Origin of the sequence: Bradyrhizobium sp. 40 (assembly GCF_023100925.1) — a bacterium.
GTDB lineage: Bacteria > Pseudomonadota > Alphaproteobacteria > Rhizobiales > Xanthobacteraceae > Bradyrhizobium.
In genome coordinates, this window is sequence record NZ_CP064688.1 from 4,797,424 (window position 1) to 4,815,012 (window position 17,589).

Consider the following 17,589-nt stretch of genomic DNA (forward strand, 5'->3'; position numbering starts at 1 on the left):
TCAATCACATGTGGTCTTACGCATTCAAGCGCGCAGCAACGACGGCGGTGACGCTGCTGGCAGCGTCCATCATCATCTTCGCGTTCATCCATATCGTGCCGGGTGACCCGATTTATGTTCTGCTCGGTGACACCGCGACCCCCGACCAGATCGACGCCTTGCGACACCAGCTCGGTCTCGACCAACCGATTATCCTGCAATATCTCACTTGGGCCGGCCATGTGCTCGAGGGCGACCTCGGGCGGTCGATCTTCTTCCAGGCGCCCGTGCTGTCGGTAATTGCCGATGGCGCCGAGACCAGCACTTTGCTCGCCACCATGACGATGATCTGGGTTGCGGTCATCGGGGTGCCGATCGGCATGATTGCGGCGGTCCGGCACGGCACGTGGCTCGATCAGGGATTGTCCGGCGGGGCGATGCTGATGGCCTCGATACCCACGTTCTGGGTCGGGCTCTATCTGATCCTAATCTTTGCGGCCTGGCTTGGTTGGTTTCCGAGCTCCGGCTATCCGTCGATCTTCGAAGGTGGTGTCCTCAATCTCCGCTATCTCGTCCTCCCAAGCCTGGCGCTTGCGGCTCCGAATGCCGCTTTGATCCTGCGGCTGACGCGCGCCAGCATGCTCGACGTCTCCCGGGAGGACTATGTACGCACGGCCCGTGCAAAGGGAATCCGGCCGTGGCAGGTCGTGCGCCGCCACATCTGGCGTAATGCACTCCTGGCGGTCGTGTCGGCATTCGGCTTCACCTTCGCCGCGCTGCTGTCCGAAGCGGTGGTGACCGAAACCGTGTTTGCCCTGCCCGGCATCGGCCGCCTTGTCGTTCAGTCGATCCTTCGCCGAGACTACCCTGTGATCCAGGGCGTCATCCTGGTCATCGTGGTGGTTTATCTCCTGATCAATCTGATCGTCGATCTGAGCTATCGTCTGCTCGATCCGCGGGTTGAACTTCAATGAGCAGCAACAGCGTGACATTGTGGCTCAAGCCGTTTGTCGCCCGCCCGATCGCGCTGGCCGGGCTCGGGGTTCTTCTGGCGACTGTGCTCGCCGCCGTATTCGCACCCTGGCTGTCGCCTTACGATCCGTATGCCATCGATCCCCTGATCCGCCTGACGCCCCCGAACGTGACCCACTGGTTCGGCACCGACCAATTCGGCCGGGATACCCTGTCGCGCACCATTCATTCAGCACGCATGGCACTTCTGATCGGCTCCGGCGTGGTCGTCTTCGCTCTCGCGACCGGCGTTCCGGCCGGCGTACTTTCCGCTCTGTTCCCGCGGCTGGGGCACCTGCTGATGCGCATAGTCGACGTGCTGATGGCTTTCCCGACTCTGCTTCTCGCACTCGGCCTGATTGTCATCTTGAGCCCGAGTGTGGCCACCGTCATTCTGGCCATCGGGATCGGCTACATGACGACGACGACCCGCATCGTCTATGGACTGACACTGCGCTTGCGCGCGGAAACCTACGTCGAGGCGTCTCGCAGCATGGGCGCCGGAGCGGCGTGGCTCATCACTCGGCACATCTTGCCGAACCTGGTCTCACCACTTCTCGTGCAGGCCAGCTTCGTCTTCGCGTTCGCGCAGCTCGGCGCGGCTTCACTCGACTTCCTGGGCCTCGGCGCCCCGCCGGACATTCCGAGCTGGGGCAATATGCTGGCGGAATCGCGGACTTTCATCACGCGCGCTCCGTGGCTGCTCTTCTTCCCGGGCATGATGATCGTGGCGACCGCATTTTCTCTGAACCTGGTCGGCGATGCATTGCGCGATCGACTCGATCCGCGGTTCCGTCAAGTCTTCGGTGAGAAGGGTTAGGCCGTGCTGACAGTTTGCGACCTTACGGTGTCAGTGGGGACGGAAACCGCGCCGGTCGACATCGTCGCGGGCGTGTCCTTCGGATTGGCCAAGGGCGAGATCCTCGGTCTCGTCGGCGAGTCCGGTTGTGGAAAGAGCATGACCTCGCTTGCAGTCATGGGATTGCTGCCGCAGCCCGGTCCCCGGGTCCGGGCCGGGCGGGTCCTGTTGGAGGGCTGCGACGTAACGCAGCTGCAGCCCTGGCAACGTGTCGAAGCCGGCCACGGCCGCATGGCAATGATCTTTCAGGAGCCGATGACCTCACTCAACCCGGTTCGTCGGATCGGCGATCAGATCGCCGAAGCCGTACGCGTACATGAGGGAATTTCGGGCGCGGCGGCGCTCGTCCGCGCTCGCGAGCTGCTCGAACTGGTCCGCATGCCCGACCCCAAAATGCAGCTGTCCGCGTATCCACACCAGTTGTCCGGAGGCCAACGCCAGCGGGTCATGATCGCGATTGCGCTGGCCTGCAGGCCACAGGTGCTGGTCGCCGATGAACCGACCACCGCGCTGGACGTCACCATACAGGTTCAGATTCTCGGGCTCTTGCGCGAGCTCTGCAATCGGCTCGATATGGCGATATTGTTCATCACCCACGACATGGGGGTCATTGCGCAGCTCGCCGATCGCGTTGCTGTCATGTACGCCGGCCGGATTGTGGAAACTGCGGCAGTCGATGCGCTGTTCGGCGCACCCCGTCATCATTACACCCGCGGACTGATGGATTGCATGCCGTCGCGAAATTCCGGCGCGCGCCGGCTGCCTACAATTTCTGGTCAGCCGCCGCTGCCAGGTTCGGTCGCTGCTGGCTGCGTGTTTGCCTTGCGTTGCGCAGCGGTACGCGATGAGTGCCGCGTGGCGACCCCGCCTCGCCTGGAGGCCTCCCAAGGGCACGAGGTGCTCTGCGCATTTCCACTGGCCGGCGGGGAGCTGCCATGAGCGGCAATGCCATCCTCGACGTCCGGGACATGATGGTCTCGTTCAGTGCTAGGCGAGCCGGTCGGAAATATCGGGTGCAGGCGGTGGACGGTGTATCGCTGTCGCTGGCCCAAGGCGAGGTCCTCGGGATTGTCGGCGAGTCCGGCTGCGGCAAGACCACGCTGGGCCGCACCCTCGTCGGGCTGGTCCAGCCCGACAGCGGCAACATCAAATTGAAGGGAACCGAATTGATCGGAGCCGGCGGCTCCGGCCTCCGTGAGAAGCGTCTAAGCGTTCGAATGGTTTTCCAGGATCCCAATGCATCGCTCAACCCGCGGCGCGCTATTGGAGATTCGGTGGCGGAGGCGGCCGACATCAGCGGCTTCTTCAAGAGCCGCGCCGAGCGAAGCGCAGCCATAGCTGCCACCTTAACGGCCGTCGGGTTGAACCCCTCTTTCGCCGCTCGCTATCCCTACGAGCTGAGTGGCGGGCAGCGGCAGCGGGTCGGAATCGCACGCGCCATTCTTCCCACCCCGTCCATCATCGTCGCCGACGAGCCGGTCTCGGCCCTCGACGTTTCCGTGCAGGCGCAGGTGCTCAATCTGATGATGGATCTGCGTGACCAGTTGAGACTGTCGATGCTCTTCATCTCGCACGACCTTGGCGTGATCGGACAGATCAGCAGCCGCGTTGCTGTCATGTATATGGGCCGGATCGTAGAGCAGGCCGGGACGCGGACGGTCCTCGATTATCCGCTCCATCCCTATACGCGCGCGTTGGTGGCAGCAATTCCGAAGCCCGATCCATCGAAACGGATCCAGGGCGCGATCGAAATGGGTGAACCGCCAAGTCTCTTCACGCGACCGCGCGGTTGTGCATATGCGCCCCGCTGTCCAATGGCCAGCGATCGCTGTCTCGTCGATGTGCCACAACTTCGATCTGCCGGCGCGGACGGTAGGACAATCGCTTGCCACAACGTATAACCAGCGAGTGCCGCGCGCGGGCGAAATCACGCAACGCCTACGATTGATTTCTCCTCTATTCGAGCGATCCTGTTCACGCGGCCGCAGTCGCAACCGCCATGCGGCTGGCGGGTGCCAATTCGGGAAGCCTGACGCCTGTTGCACCGCGATGTTAATCGCGACGCAACATTCAAAATGAGACTGCCCGTTAAGCCGCCCACGGCTCCGACACGTGCACTGCATCCGAGTTCGGATAGCCTCCCTTCAAGAACCGTTGGCCTTGTCCGAACGCCGCATCGCGCGGCGGACGCGTCAGGGCGCGGTGAAAAACAGCGACAAGAACGCCCTGGGAGGAGAGCAATGTTGAAAGGCAGTCTAGGACTGATCGCGTTGAGCAGCCTGTTACTTTCGGGCACCGCCTTCGCACAGGAGAAGATCAAGGTCGGCGTCACCGCGACGCTCGAAGGTACCTACACCGTGCTCGGCGAGGACGGTATCCGCGGCTTCCAGACGGCCCTCAACGTGCTCGGCAAGAAGGTCGGCGACAAGGAACTCGAATTTGTCATCGCTTCGACCGACGCGACGCCGGACTCCGCCGTGCGAGCCGTGCGCAAGCTGATCGAGCAGGACAAGGTACAGATCCTGCTGTCGCCGCTCTCTGGCGACGAAGGCATCGCGGTCAAGAATTTTGCAAAGACCCATCCCGAACTGACCTTCATCAATGCCGCCTCCGGGGCCCAGGAAACGACCTATGTCGATCCCGCTCCGAACTTTTTCCGCTACAACATGGACGGCGCGCAATGGCAGGTGGGTCTCGGCAAATACGCTTATGACCAAAAGAAGTATCGCAAGATCGCGACCGTCGGCGAAGACTACTCCTTCATCTATACGCAAGTGTTCGGCCTCGTGCTCGAGTTCTGCGGTGCTGGCGGACAGGTCACCAACCGGCAATGGGTGCCGCTCGGCACCAAGGACTTTGCCTCGGTTATCGCCGCACTGCCCGACGACGTCGACGCAATCTATCTCGGCCTCGGCGGCGCCGACGCCGTCAACTTCCTGAACCAATACCAGCAGGCCGGCGGCAAGGCGCATCTGATGGGCGGGTCGATCATGATCGACCAGACCATCCTGTCGTCCAAGGGAAACGCCAAGAATGCCCTGATTGGCACGCTGGCCGCGAGCGGCCAGGCCGATACCTGGGAGAACCCGAGTTGGCAGAAGTTCGTGAAGGACTATCAGGACGCCTTCCCGCCCAACAAGCGCTTCCCGAGCCCATCGCTGCTCGCCACCAACTATTATGGCTCGACAATGGCGCTGATCCTGGCGCTGCGTCAGGTCAACGGAGATCTCTCCAACAATCAAGCCAAGTACAAGGAGGCCCTTGCCAAGATCGAACTCGACGCACCCAACGGAAAGATCAAGCTGGACTCCAACCGCCAGGCGATCGGCACCAACTTCGTCACCGAGGTTGTCGACGACGGCAAGGGCGCGCTGTTCTCAAAGGTCGTGAACGTGATCCCGAACGTCAACCAAACGCTCGGCTACGATCCCGCGGTGTTCGCCAAAATCGGTTTACCGAGCCGCACAGTACCGGAATGTAAGAAATACTGACCTAGTCTCATTCGCGAACGATGACCGGCCGGGGAGAGATTTGCCAGAAGCGCGACACGTGCGCCCTTGCATTCTCTCCCCGGTTGTTGAACGCTACCAAAAAATACAAGAGCTTTTGGGAGGAGAGGCATGAGCCGGGCGCTCGCCGTCTTCCACGGCCGCTTTGGTCGGGCGACGGTCTATCAGTTGAACCGCCCTTTCAACATCCACGCACATCGCGAAGGTCATTTGATCTTCCATGTCGGCGGGCGTTCCGCATGCATCGATGTCAGCGACGGACGCTACGAGCTCACCGAAGGTTCCGTCGTCGCGATCAATCCGTGGGAGCCGCATAATTTCCTGCCGTCCGATCTCGAAGGCGGCGCCGTTTTCTTCGTGCTCTACGTCAATGCCGAGTGGTTTGCGCCCGATGCGCCCGGCGCCGACCGCCTGCGCTTCGGCCGCACCCAGTTCACGCGGTCCGTTGCGCTGGACAAGCATATCAGGCACGCAGCCGCCCTCGTGTGCGGCGCTCCCTCGCTCAACAGCCTCGATGGCGAGCTGAGAAGCCTGATCGACATCTGTTACGACGAAAGCTGGCAACAGGCGGCGACCGCGCGCGATCCACGCGCAAACGGCTCCGTCACGGATTTTCGCGTTCGCAAATGCATCAAGATGATGTCGGAGAGTCCTGGCGCCGAGATCGAGCTCGACACCATCGCGCGCGAATCCGGCCTGTCGCGGCCGCATTTCTACCGGCTCTTCCGCACCCAGACCGGCGTCACGCCACACCTCTATCTCAACACGCTGATGATGGAGCAGGCACTGGAGGCGCTGGTGGCGAGCGAAGCGCCGATCGCCGATATCGGCTTCGATCTCGGCTTCTCGTCGCAGAGCGGATTCACCCGCTTCTTCGCCGCCAATGTCGGCATGGCGCCGACCGATTATCGCCGCGCGGCCAAGGTTTTGCGCGCCTGAGGCCACGCGAAAAGATACTCACGATCAAGCGCCTCCCTTACAGCCGCATTAGGATGCGCCAAACGCGGTCCCGAAACGAGGATCGCGCGCGATAGGGAGCGCACGTGCATGGCAGGGCTTGCGGCCGGCAACGGTCTGCGTGCCCCTCCGCCCCGCTTGCGGGGCGGGAGATGGGGTGACGTGAAGACGGAGCGGCGATCATGACCCGCTTTGTCGAACGCCATCCCGCCTGGGCACTGATCGTCATCATTGCGATCGCGTTAGGACTCTGGCTGATTTTCGCGGTCTGGCCGCAGGGCGTTGAAGATGCGTTCGGCCGCAAGCGGGTCTTCCTCAACGCTCTCTTCAACGGCATCACACTCGGCGGTCTCTATTTCCTCGTCGCCAGCGGTTTTACGCTGATCTTCGGCCTGATGCGCAACGTCAACCTCGCACACGGCTCGCTCTATTTGTTCGGCGGCTATGTCGGCTACGCCATCAGCGCCGCGACCGGCTCATGGGTCCTCAGCTTCATCGTCGCTTTCATCCTGACGGCGCTGGTCGGCGTCCTGCTCCAGGTCCTCGTCTTCCGCCGCATGGAAGGCCAGGACCTGCGCCAGACCATGGTGACGATCGGACTCTCGATCGTATTCGCCGATTTAATGCTGTGGGCTTGTGGCGGCGATTTCTATCAGATCCAGACTCCGAACTGGCTGATCGGACCCGTGGAGCTTCCGCTGGTCACCGCGGTCAAATCCTCAGGCGAGCCGGTCTATCTCCGCTATCCCATGGTCCGACTCGTGATCTTCGCCGCCTCCGTCGTGATCGGCGTGGCGATGTGGCTGGCGCTCAACCGCACGCGCATCGGCATGATCATCCGCGCCGGGGTCGACGATCGCGACATCCTGGCGGCGACCGGAGTGCGGATCCAACTCGTTTTCGTGGTGGTGTTTGCGCTCGGCGCCGGCCTCGCCGGCGTCGCCGGCGTCGTCGGCGGAACGTTCCAGTCGCTCTCGCCCGGCGAGGATATCCGCTTCCTGCTCGCCTCCCTCGTCGTCGTGATCGTCGGCGGCATGGGCTCGATCCCGGGGGCTGCGCTGGGCGCGCTCATCATCGGCCTCGCCGAGCAGCTCGGCTCGGTCTACATCCCAACCTACGCCATCGTCGTGACCTTCCTGATCATGGTTCTGGTGCTGGCAATTCGGCCGCAGGGCCTGTTGGCGAGGCGCTGACATGTCCCTCGCTCACGACGCCCGCGTCCCGGTTCGTCCCACCGCTGCTGTGCAACGCTCCAGATTGCGCGGATGGCCGGAGATCGACAATCCGGCGGCCTGGACCGTCGCGGCCATTCTCCTGATCATGCCCCTGATCGCCAACGGCTTCTTCCTGATCGAGATCTTTGCGACCACGCTGATCCTTGGAACCATGGCGCTGAGTCTGATGTTTCTTGCCGGCTATGGCGGCATGGTCAGCCTGATGCAGCTCACCATCGCGGGTTTCTCCGCCTATATGGTCGCGGTGTTTGGCGTCAGCGGCAACGCCAATATCAGCCTGGGATGGCCGTGGTGGCTTGCGGTCCCGATGGCGCTCGCGCTCGCGACCATCTTCGGCACGCTCGGCGGCGCGCTGGCGGTACGCACCGAGGGCATCTACACCATCATGATCACGCTCGCGATCGGCGCGGCGTTCTATTATTTCACCAACCAGAACTGGGCGATTTTCAACGGCCATACCGGCATCAATACCATTGCCACGCCGCATTTCTGGGGCGTCAACTGGCGTGCCGACATTCCCTTCTATTATATCGTCCTCGCGGTAGCCGCGCTGTGCTACTTCGCCGTGGACTACATCTCCCGCGCGCCGTTCGGCCTCGCGCTGCAAGGCGTACGCGACAATCCCCGCCGCATGGCAGCGCTCGGCTTCAACGTCAATGCGCATCGCGTTGCGGCCTACGCCTTCGCGTCCTTCGTCGCGGCGCTGGCTGGGGTACTCCAGGTCTGGAACTACCGGCAGATTTCGCCGGGATCCGTGAGCGTTGGAGCGTGCATCGATATCCTCATCATCGCGATCGTCGGCGGCATCACGCGCCCCGTCGGACCCTTTATCGGCGCGCTGATCTTCGTGCTGCTGCGCACCTTCGCACTCGACTTCCTGGTCAAGCTGGGGCTCGACGGCAACCGCTTTCGGCTCCTGATCGGCCTCGGCTTCCTCGCCATCGTGTTCTGGTCCTCCGACGGCGTCATCGGGCTCTGGCAGAGCTGGCGGCGCCGCCAACGCTCCGGCGCGGCAAGTTCAAGTGGACGACATGGCCGAGAACTTGGCCGAGACTCTGGCCAAGGAACCACCCAAGGATCCCGCCATGGATAGCGTCGCGCACCGCCTCTCTGTCGTGGGCGCCGGCGCGGCGCTGGAGCTGCGCGGCGTGACGCGTCTGTTCGGCGCGCTCGCGGCACTCACCGACATCACTATTACCGTCCGCCCCGGCGAACGGCGCGCCGTGCTTGGCTCCAACGGCGCCGGCAAGACCACGCTGTTCAACTGCATCACCGGCGACTTCCCACCTTCTAGTGGCACCATCCGCTTCTTCGGCGAGGACGTCACGCACTTCCCGCCCTATGAGCGCATCCGCCGTGGCCTGCGCCGGACTTACCAGATCTCCGCGCTGTTTCCCGGCCTCACCGTCCAGGACAATGTCTACCTCGCCTGCCGGGGCGTCTCACGCGGGCGCTTCTCGTTTCTCCGCCCCGGTCAGAACGATGCGTTGATGCACGCGGCCGAAAATCTCGTGCAGGCCGTCCATCTCTCGGGTGTGAAGGATCAGCGCGTTGCCGAGCTCGCGCATGGCCAGCAGCGCCAGCTCGAGATTGCACTTGCGCTTGCCGGCGCGCCGCGATTCGTCCTGTTCGATGAACCCGCCGCGGGGCTGTCGCCGACCGAGCGTGCCGAGCTGATCGAGATATTGACCTCCCTGCCCGCGCATATCGGTTACATCATCATCGAGCACGACATGGACGTGGCCCTGCGCGTCGTCGAGAGCGTCACAATGATGCACAACGGGCGGATCTTCAAGGAAGGCCGTCCGCAGGAGATCGAGTCCGATCCCGAAGTGCAGGAGCTTTACCTCGGAGGCGGCCATGAGTGAGGTCCGCCGTACCGCCGCCGCGCTCGAAGTCCGCGGCCTGGACGTCTATTACGGCCATTCGCACGCGCTGCAGGGCGTGGACCTGACGCTCGAGGTCGGCGTGTTCTCGGTCGTCGGCCGCAACGGCATGGGCAAGACCACGCTGTGCAAGGCCATCATGGGGCTGGTGCCGGTCAGCGGCGGCTCGATCCGCATCCGCGGCGATGACATCACCCGACAGCCGCCTGCCCACATAGCTCGACTCGGCGTCGGCTACGTTCCGCAGGGACGGCGGCTATGGCGTTCGCTCAGTGTCGGCGAGCATCTGCAGCTTGCCGCCGGCTTGCGCCGCGGCGCCTGGACGGTCGAGCGCATCTACAAGACGTTTCCGCGGTTGGCCGAGCGCAAGGATCACGGCGGCGGCCAGCTCTCCGGCGGCGAGCAACAGATGCTTGCGATCTCCCGCGCGTTGCTGACCAACCCGCGGCTCCTGATCATGGACGAGCCCACCGAGGGGCTCGCGCCGGTCATCGTGGCCCAGGTCGAGGAGATGCTGCTACGGCTTGGCGAGGACGGCGAGATGTCCGTGCTCGTGATCGAGCAGAATATCGGCGTGGCGACGGCCGTGTCGCGTAACGTCGCGATCATGGTCAACGGCCGCGTCAACCGCATCATCGATTCGGTGCGGCTTGCCGCCGATCGAGAACTGCAGCAGCGCCTGCTCGGTGTCGGAATGCACGCCGGACTCGAGCTCGACCTCGACGTGCCGCCGGCGGATACGGAACCGAAGCCTTCTCCGCAGCAGACGCGGCCAGGCGGCGCGATCCGCATCTACATGTCCAACCCGACGCCGCCGACACGCTGGTCGCAACCGGTGCCGATCGCCCGCATCGAGGCCGCGGCCCGCACGTTCTCGACACAGGTGATGCGTCTCGACGAGGCGGCACGACGCCGGCGCGAACCGGTCGCGGCACAAACGCAGGGCTCTCCGGTCGTGCTCGTCGTCGGTACGCTCGACACCAAGGGCACCGAGCTCCGCTTCATCCGCGACATCATCGCCGGGACCGGCCTGCGAACCCGACTGGTCGATGTCTCCACCAGCGGCAGGCACGCGACCAGCGACGTCTCCGCCCAGGAGATCGCCTTGAACCATGGTCGCGGCGGATCGGCGGTATTCGGACCCGACCGCGGCGCCGCCGTCACCGCGATGGCCGAGGCCTTCGCCAGCTGGCTGCGGCGCCAGAGCAATGTTGCCGGCGTGATTTCGGCCGGCGGCTCGGGCGCAGCGTCACTGGTCGCGCCCGGTATGCGGACTCTTCCTGTCGGAGTGCCGAAACTTATCATCTCGTCCGTCGCCTCCGGTGACGTCGGGCCCTATGTCGGCCCCGCGGACATCACCATGATGCATTCGGTCGCCGACGTGCAGGGCCTCAACTCCATCTCGCGCGCCGTGCTGGCCAACGGCGCCAACGCGCTGGCCGGCATGGTCAAGGCGCGCCTTGATCAGCATGCAGGAAAGGATCGGAGCGACAGCGGATTGCCGTCGGTCGGCATCACCATGTTTGGTGTCACTACGCCGGCGGTGCAGAAGATCGCGGCCGACTTGCGCGAAGATTTCGAGTGTCTGGTTTTCCACGCCACCGGCGTCGGCGGGCGCTCAATGGAAGCACTCGTCGATTCCGGGCAACTCGCAGGCGTCATCGACCTCACGACCACGGAGGTCGGGGACCTCCTGATGGGTGGCGTGTTCCCGGCCACCGACGACCGCTTTGGCGCCATCATCCGCAGCCGGGTGCCTTATGTCGGCTCGGCGGGCGCGCTGGACATGGTGAATTTCGGCGCGCCCGAGACCATCCCGGAGCGCTACCGCGGCAGGAAATTCCACGTCCACAACCCGCAGGTTACCTTGATGCGGACCACGGCGGAGGAGAACGAGCGCATGGCGCACTGGATCTCCGATCGACTCAACCGAATGGACGGCCCGGTGCGCTTCTTCCTGCCCGAGGGCGGCGTCTCCGCGCTCGACGCGCGAGGACAGCCGTTCTGGGATCCGGACACCGATGCGGCGCTGTTCCGCACGCTTGAGCGCAACGTGCGGCAGACCGCCAATCGTCAGCTCATCCGCGTTCCCAAGAACATCAATGACCCCGAGTTCGCCTCCACCATTGTCAGCGCGTTCCGAACACTGTTCGGCCGCACTGGGGCGCGCCGGAGACTAGCGAGGTGACCGATGGCCCGGTTTGAACGCGCTGCACTGTTGAAGCGCTTCCGCGACATGGCAAGGCGCGGCGAGCCCATCGTCGGCGGCGGCGCCGGCACCGGCCTTTCGGCCAAATGCGAGGAGGCCGGCGGTGTCGACCTCATCGTCATCTACAATTCCGGCCGCTACCGAATGGCCGGCCGAGGCTCGCTCGCGGGATTGATGGCTTACGGCGACGCCAACGCCATCGTGCTGGAGATGGCCGGCGAAGTGCTGCCCGTCGTGACCAGGACGCCAGTGCTCGCCGGCGTCAATGGGACCGATCCGTTCCGCGACATGGATCTTTTTCTGGACCAATTGAAAACGCTCGGCTTCGCCGGTGTGCAGAACTTTCCGACCGTCGGCCTTATCGACGGCGTGTTCCGCGCCAATCTCGAAGAGACCGGCATGTCCTATGCGCTCGAGATCGACATGATCGCAAAGGCACGCGAGAAGGACCTGCTGACGACGCCCTACGTCTTTAGCGAGAAGGAAGCCGCCGCGATGGCGATCGCGGGCGCGGATATCATCGTCTGTCATCTGGGCCTGACGACCGGGGGCACCATCGGCGCGCAGACCGCACTCAAGCTGACGGATTGCCCGGCGCACATCGACACCTGGGCCTCCGCCGCGCTCGGCGTCAATCCGGACATTCTGGTGCTCGCTCATGGCGGACCGATCTCCGATCCGGACGATGCTGATTTCATCATGAGGAACACACGAAATTGCCACGGCTTCTACGGCGCCTCCTCGATGGAGCGGCTGCCGGTCGAACGGGCGCTGACGGATCAGGTTCGCAAATTCAAGGCGATCGGCGCGCGATAACGCCGAAAGGTCGAGGGAGAGAAACATGTCAGGGACTCTGGTCGGTGAATTGATCCTTTGGCTGATCGTCGCCGTCGTGGTGATCGTGGTCGGCGTCTACATCGTGAACTGGCTCTATCACCGCTCGTCCAAGGAGACCTCATTCGTTCGTACCGGCCTGCTCGGCGAGCGCGTTGTGATCAACGGCGGCGCCTTCGTGCTGCCGTTCATCCACGACTACACGCCGGTCAACATGAACGTGCAGCCGATGGGCATCGTGCGCTCGCGGCAGGACGCCGTGATCACCCGTGATCGCATGCGCGTCGACATCGAGGCCGATTTCTATGTCCGAGTCCAGGCGACTCGCGAAGCCGTGTCCATCGCGGCTGCCACGCTCGGCCGCCGTACCATGGAGCCCGAACAGCTCCACGCCCTCCTCGCCGGCAAATTCATCTCGGCCATTCGGTCCGTTGCCTCGGAGATGACCCTCGAGCAGATGCATGAGCAACGCGGCGAGTACGTCGCCCGCCTCAAGGCGAACGCGGCCGAGGCACTTGCCCAGAACGGACTCGAGCTGGAGTCAGTCGCGATCACCGATCTTGACCAGACCGATCTCGAATTCTTCAACCCCTCGAACCGTTTCGACGCCGAAGGTCTGACCCGCCTGATGGAGGATATCGAGGCCAAGCGCAAGCTGCGCAACGACATCGAGCAGGATTCGATGATCAAGATCCGCTCTCGCAACCTGGAGGCCGAGCGGCAGGCGCTCGAGATCGAGCGCGAAAGCGAGACGGCGCGCCTCGAACAGGAGCGTGACATCGAGATGCGCCGCGCCCTGCAACGCACCGAGGTCGCGCGCGAGCGGGCCCTGCGCGAGACCGAAGCGGAGCAGGCGCAGATTTCCGCCCGTGAAACGATCGAGAAGGCGCGAATCGCCAACGACCAGGCGATCGCCGAAGCCCGTATCGCCTCGGAGCGCGAGACCCGCCAGCGGGAGATCGAGCGCACCCGCACCATCGAGGAGAAGGAACTGCTCGCACGGGAAGAAATCGAGAAGGCCCGGATCGCCAACCAGCGCTCGATCGATACCAGCCGCATCGCTTCCGAGCGCGAGGTGCGCCAGCGCGAAATCGAGCGGATGCAGACCGTCGAGGAAGCCGAGATCACCGCCCGCGAGGCGATCGAGAAAGCGCGTATCCAGCAGGACCGCGTCGTGACCGACGCCCGCATCGCCAACGAAGAGGAGACCCGGCGCCGCGAGATCGACCGGACCCGCGCCGTGGACGAAGCCGAGATCGCTGCCCGCGAGACGACCGAAAAGGCCCGCATCGCCCAGACCATGATTGTCAATGTCGAGCGCATCGCATCCGATGAGCGCACCCGTGCGCTGGAGATCCAGCAGGTGCGTAACATCCAGGAAGCCGAGATCGAGGCGCAGCGCGCGGTCGAGGCGGCGCGCATCGCCCGCGAGCACAGGCTCGCTGTCGAGCGCATCGCAGTCGAGCAGAATACGCGGCAGTTGGAGATCGAACGCAACCAGACGCTGGAAGTCGCAGAGGTCACCGCGCGCGAAGCCACGGAAGCTGCCCGCATCACTCAGCAAGAACGCGTGCGCTCCCTGGAGATCGCCCGCAACCGCGCCGTCGAGGAAGCCGACATCGCCTCACGCGAAGCCATCGAAGCCGCCCGGATCGCGCAGGAGAAATCCGTTGCAGCCGAGCGTATCCAGGCCGAGCGTGACACACGTGCGCTCGAGATCGAGCGCACAGCCGTGCTCGAGGCCGCCGAGCTGAAGCGTCGCGACACCATCGAGCGCCAGCGCATCGGCGTCGATCTCGCGCTAGAAGCCGAGCGCATCACCTCCTCCAGGAAGCGCGAAGTCCTCAACATCGAGCACAAGAAGGCGATCGAGATCGCGGACGAGGACCGCGTCATTGCGCTCTCGACCAAGAAATCCGAGCGCATCGACGCCGACCGCCAGGTCAGGCAGGCCGAGATTGTCGCGCGCAAGGAGATCGAGACCACGGACGTCTCGCGCGAACAAGCGCTGGAGGCGGCGCGAATCGAACGGCGACGTTCGATCGAACAACTCGAAGTCGCCCGTGTCCAGTCGCTTCAGGAAGCCGAGATTGCCGCGCGTGAAGAGGTCGACCGCGCCCGCATTGCCTCCGATCGCGGCCTCGACGAGGCCCGCATCGGCCGCGAGCGCGAGCTGCGCAAGCTTGAAATCAATCGCGAGAAGGAGGTCGAGACCGTTCTGATGGAGAAGGCGATTGCCATTCACCTGAAGTCGCTCGAAGAATCTGCGGCCAAGGCCTCGGCCGAGGAAGCGCGGGTGCATGCCACTGAAGCCACCGAGCGCGTCATTACCGCGCGCGAGAGCGAGATCGCGAAGCGCCGTAAGACCGTGGAGATCCTGATCGCCGAGAAGCAGGCCGAGGAAACGCGAATTGCCGCGGAAGCCGAACGGATCCGCGCTGCAGTCGAGGCCGAGGCGCAGCGTATGCTCAACGAGGCCGAGAACGTGCTGACCGACCAGGCACGCTACTCGCTGTTCCGTAGAAAGCTGCTCGACCGCATCGAGGGTATCGTCCGCGAGAGCGTCAAGCCGATGGAGAAGATCGAGGGCATCCGCATCCTTCAGGTCGATGGCCTCAACGGCAACGGCCATGGTGGCAATGGCGGCCGTAGCGCCACCGACGAGGTGATCGACTCGGCGCTGCGCTACCGCGTCCAGGCGCCGCTGATCGACTCGCTTCTGGCGGACATCGGCGTCGAAGGTGGCAGCCTCGCCAAGATGCCAGGCCTGATCCGGGAAGCTCGCGACATGCAGGGCATCAAGGACTCCGCACGCAAGGGCAGCGACAGTGGCGGTGGCGAGAAGCCAGCTGCTGTGCCCTCGCCCGACGGGGAGCCGCCCCCCGAGCGCAGCCCCCGGAAGAAGAGCTGAGGTGGCACCATGGCCCGGGTCTACGTCTCAACCGTCGTCAACGCACGCAACGATCGCGTCTGGGCGCGGGTGCGCGACTTCAACGGTCTGCCGAACTGGCATCCCGCGATTGCGGAAAGCCGCATCGAGGGCGGCGAGCCATCCGACAAGATAGGCTGCGTCAGGGATTTTCGCCTGCGCAACGGCGATCGTATCCGGGAAAAGCTGCTCGGCTTGTCCGATTACGACATGTTCTGCACCTACTCGATCCTCGAATCCCCGATGGGGGTCGAGGACTACGTCGCGACGCTTCGGCTGACGCCGGTCACGGATGGCGACCAGACCTTCATGGAATGGACCGCTGAGTTCGACTGCGCACCCGAGCGGGAGGCGGAGCTCGTCGCGAATATCGGCGGCGGCGTGTTCCAGGGCGGCTTCGATGCCCTCAAACGCCAGTTCGGAGGCTGAGCGCCGTGCCGCATATCGTCAAGAGCACGATCCTGGACGCGCCGACCGGCTCCGTGTGGCCCGTACTGCGCGACTTCAACGGCCACGATCGCTGGCATCCGGCGGTTGCGACCTCCACGATCGAGCGCGCGCAGGCCTCAGACAAGATCGGCTGTGTCAGGCGCTTCAAGCTGCAGGACGGCTCCGAGCTGCGCGAGCAATTGCTGACGCTGTCGGATCTGGAGCAGACCTTCAGCTATTGCCTGCTCGATACGCCGGTCCCGATGTTCAACTACGTAGCTCACGTCCGCCTGCTGCCCGTGACGGACGGCGACCGTACCTTCTGGCACTGGGAATCCCGCTTCTCGACACGGCCCGGGGACAAGGACCGGATCACCCACATGGTCGCGGAAGATATCTACCAAGCGGGATTCGACGCGATCCGCCGGTACCTCAAGGAGGCTGTATCAACATGACTGTGACGGTGAAGACCTTCATGAGCTCGAGCGAGGCCGCCGCCGCGCTGTCGTCCGATCGTAACGCGCGCTATCTCGGCGGCGGCACGCTCGTGATGCGCGCACTGAACGAAGGTGACATCTCGGTCTCGACCGTGGTGCGCGCCAACGACCATGCCTTGACGCGCATCGACCCATCCGGCCCGCGGATCACCTTGGGTGCTGGCGTCACTTTCGCCCGGATTCTGGGCGAGCGCGACCTTGCTTTCCTGCACGCTCCCGCCCGCTCGATCGGTGGCCCGGCGGTGCGCAACATGGGTACGGTGGGCGGCAATCTGTTCGCGCCCAGCCCCTATGGCGATTTCACCGTCGCCCTGCTTGCGCTCGATGCCACCGTGGCTCTGCAAGGCGGTTTTGGATCGCGCGACATTCCAATCGAGGAATTTTTGCAGTCGCGCGAAAGGCAGGCGGGCACGCTCGTGCTGTCGGTGTCGTGCACACGACCGACAAACCCAGAGGCTTTCCGCTACCGCAAGATCGCACGGATCAAGCCCAAGGGCGGCTCGGTCATCACGCTCGCCGCACATCTGCCCATCAGTGGCGGACGGATCGCCGGGGCACGCATTGCATTGGGATCGATGGCGCCGACGCAAATACGCGCGCGGGCGGCCGAACGCGCTCTCGAAGGCCGCGCGCTCGATGCCGCGACCGTTGCGGCCGCAGCCTCGGCAGCTGCGGAGGGAACATCGCCGTCCGACAACGCGCTCGGCAGCGCCTGGTATCGCCGCGAGATCGTCGGGGTCCATCTGCGTCGTCTTCTTTTGGGTCAGGAATAGATCGTATGGCCAAGACTGCCCTGCAATTTCGTCACAACGGCAGCGAAGTTGCCATTTTCGTTGACGGCGGCACCAACCTGCTCGTCGCGCTTCGCGAATTGATCGGCGACATGACGCCGAAATTCGGCTGCGGCCAGGGCGGCTGCGGCACCTGCAGCGTCCTGATCGAAGGCGAGCTCCATCTCTCCTGTCTGACGCTGGCCGAGACCGTCGCCGGCCGCTCCGTCGAGACGCTGGATAGCCTGAAGCAAGGACCCAACCTCCACCCGCTGCAACGCGCCTTTGCCGAGAATTTTGCTGCCCAGTGCGGCTATTGCACGCCGGGCATGCTGATGGCCGCCAAGGCACTACTCGATCACAATCCCTCCCCGAGCCGCGCCGAGATCGTCGAGGCGATCTCCGGCAACATCTGCCGCTGCACCGGCTACGAGCCGATCATCAACGCCATCCTCGCCGCCTCCGGCGGCCGGGTGAGCGCCTGA

16 protein-coding genes are annotated in these 17,589 nt (G+C 64.2%); all 16 read left to right on the forward strand.

Annotation, left to right across the window (positions count from 1 at the left end):
- The first annotated feature begins 8 nt into the window (after positions 1-8).
- The 16 genes from IVB40_RS23340 to IVB40_RS23415 all read left to right on the forward strand — a co-directional run bounded on the left by IVB40_RS23340 (position 9) and on the right by IVB40_RS23415 (position 17,589).
- Entirely contained in the window at positions 9-953 is a 945-nt protein-coding gene (locus IVB40_RS23340; RefSeq protein ID WP_247359663.1) for an ABC transporter permease, read from the forward strand.
- An 11-nt stretch (positions 954-964) separates the two neighbouring features.
- The gene (locus tag IVB40_RS23345; RefSeq protein WP_247819583.1) at positions 965-1,810 is read left to right on the forward strand and encodes an ABC transporter permease; all 846 of its coding nucleotides are present in this window, start codon (positions 965-967) and stop codon (positions 1,808-1,810) included.
- A gap of 3 nt (positions 1,811-1,813) precedes the next feature.
- On the forward strand, positions 1,814-2,788 hold the full coding sequence (locus IVB40_RS23350) for an ABC transporter ATP-binding protein (protein ID WP_247359666.1): 975 nt from the start codon (positions 1,814-1,816) through the stop codon (positions 2,786-2,788).
- Positions 2,785-3,750, forward strand: coding sequence for an ABC transporter ATP-binding protein (locus IVB40_RS23355; protein WP_247816453.1), 966 nt, complete (start codon positions 2,785-2,787; stop codon positions 3,748-3,750). The genes IVB40_RS23350 and IVB40_RS23355 overlap by 4 nt, the downstream gene beginning before the upstream one ends.
- A 339-nt stretch (positions 3,751-4,089) precedes the next feature.
- A complete protein-coding gene (locus tag IVB40_RS23360) occupies positions 4,090-5,340 on the forward strand; it encodes an ABC transporter substrate-binding protein (RefSeq protein WP_007593010.1) in 1,251 nt (416 codons plus the stop codon).
- A gap of 129 nt (positions 5,341-5,469) precedes the next feature.
- Complete coding sequence (locus tag IVB40_RS23365; protein WP_247816454.1) at positions 5,470-6,297, forward strand: AraC family transcriptional regulator; 828 nt, start codon at positions 5,470-5,472, stop codon at positions 6,295-6,297.
- 200 nt (positions 6,298-6,497) lie between these two features.
- Positions 6,498-7,508 (forward strand): branched-chain amino acid ABC transporter permease, encoded by a 1,011-nt coding sequence (locus IVB40_RS23370; RefSeq protein ID WP_247359669.1) that lies wholly within the window; start codon positions 6,498-6,500, stop codon positions 7,506-7,508.
- A gap of 1 nt (position 7,509) precedes the next feature.
- Complete coding sequence (locus IVB40_RS23375) at positions 7,510-8,643, forward strand: branched-chain amino acid ABC transporter permease (protein ID WP_247816455.1); 1,134 nt, start codon at positions 7,510-7,512, stop codon at positions 8,641-8,643.
- Complete coding sequence (locus IVB40_RS23380) at positions 8,636-9,418, forward strand: ABC transporter ATP-binding protein (protein ID WP_247816456.1); 783 nt, start codon at positions 8,636-8,638, stop codon at positions 9,416-9,418. The genes IVB40_RS23375 and IVB40_RS23380 overlap by 8 nt, the downstream gene beginning before the upstream one ends.
- The gene (locus IVB40_RS23385; protein WP_247816457.1) at positions 9,411-11,624 is read left to right on the forward strand and encodes an ABC transporter permease; all 2,214 of its coding nucleotides are present in this window, start codon (positions 9,411-9,413) and stop codon (positions 11,622-11,624) included. Before IVB40_RS23380 ends, IVB40_RS23385 begins: the two co-directional genes overlap by 8 nt.
- Positions 11,625-11,627: 3 nt before the next feature.
- A complete protein-coding gene (locus IVB40_RS23390) occupies positions 11,628-12,461 on the forward strand; it encodes a phosphoenolpyruvate hydrolase family protein (RefSeq protein ID WP_247282346.1) in 834 nt (277 codons plus the stop codon).
- Between the two features lie 25 nt (positions 12,462-12,486).
- Positions 12,487-15,390 (forward strand): flotillin family protein, encoded by a 2,904-nt coding sequence (locus IVB40_RS23395; RefSeq protein WP_247816458.1) that lies wholly within the window; start codon positions 12,487-12,489, stop codon positions 15,388-15,390.
- A 9-nt stretch (positions 15,391-15,399) separates the two neighbouring features.
- Positions 15,400-15,837: an SRPBCC family protein gene (locus IVB40_RS23400; RefSeq protein WP_007593021.1), complete on the forward strand. Its 438-nt coding sequence runs from the start codon at positions 15,400-15,402 to the stop codon at positions 15,835-15,837.
- A 5-nt stretch (positions 15,838-15,842) separates the two neighbouring features.
- Positions 15,843-16,292 (forward strand): SRPBCC family protein, encoded by a 450-nt coding sequence (locus IVB40_RS23405; RefSeq protein WP_247816459.1) that lies wholly within the window; start codon positions 15,843-15,845, stop codon positions 16,290-16,292.
- Positions 16,289-17,107, forward strand: a complete 819-nt coding sequence (locus IVB40_RS23410) for an FAD binding domain-containing protein (protein ID WP_027569313.1) — start codon at positions 16,289-16,291, stop codon at positions 17,105-17,107. Before IVB40_RS23405 ends, IVB40_RS23410 begins: the two co-directional genes overlap by 4 nt.
- Positions 17,108-17,112: 5 nt before the next feature.
- Positions 17,113-17,589, forward strand: coding sequence for a (2Fe-2S)-binding protein (locus IVB40_RS23415; protein WP_247816460.1), 477 nt, complete (start codon positions 17,113-17,115; stop codon positions 17,587-17,589).

Bases quoted from the DNA above. Each gene is read 5' to 3' on its own strand.
- IVB40_RS23340 (WP_247359663.1), top strand. From the start codon at position 9: ATGTGGTCTTACGCATTCAAGCGCGCAGCAACGACGGCGGTGACGCTG.
- IVB40_RS23355 (WP_247816453.1), top strand. From the start codon at position 2,785: ATGAGCGGCAATGCCATCCTCGACGTCCGGGACATGATGGTCTCGTTC.
- IVB40_RS23360 (WP_007593010.1), top strand. From the start codon at position 4,090: ATGTTGAAAGGCAGTCTAGGACTGATCGCGTTGAGCAGCCTGTTACTT.
- IVB40_RS23365 (WP_247816454.1), top strand. From the start codon at position 5,470: ATGAGCCGGGCGCTCGCCGTCTTCCACGGCCGCTTTGGTCGGGCGACG.
- IVB40_RS23370 (WP_247359669.1), top strand. From the start codon at position 6,498: ATGACCCGCTTTGTCGAACGCCATCCCGCCTGGGCACTGATCGTCATC.
- IVB40_RS23375 (WP_247816455.1), top strand. From the start codon at position 7,510: ATGTCCCTCGCTCACGACGCCCGCGTCCCGGTTCGTCCCACCGCTGCT.
- IVB40_RS23380 (WP_247816456.1), top strand. From the start codon at position 8,636: ATGGATAGCGTCGCGCACCGCCTCTCTGTCGTGGGCGCCGGCGCGGCG.
- IVB40_RS23385 (WP_247816457.1), top strand. From the start codon at position 9,411: ATGAGTGAGGTCCGCCGTACCGCCGCCGCGCTCGAAGTCCGCGGCCTG.
- IVB40_RS23390 (WP_247282346.1), top strand. From the start codon at position 11,628: ATGGCCCGGTTTGAACGCGCTGCACTGTTGAAGCGCTTCCGCGACATG.
- IVB40_RS23395 (WP_247816458.1), top strand. From the start codon at position 12,487: ATGTCAGGGACTCTGGTCGGTGAATTGATCCTTTGGCTGATCGTCGCC.
- IVB40_RS23400 (WP_007593021.1), top strand. From the start codon at position 15,400: ATGGCCCGGGTCTACGTCTCAACCGTCGTCAACGCACGCAACGATCGC.
- IVB40_RS23410 (WP_027569313.1), top strand. From the start codon at position 16,289: ATGACTGTGACGGTGAAGACCTTCATGAGCTCGAGCGAGGCCGCCGCC.
- IVB40_RS23415 (WP_247816460.1), top strand. From the start codon at position 17,113: ATGGCCAAGACTGCCCTGCAATTTCGTCACAACGGCAGCGAAGTTGCC.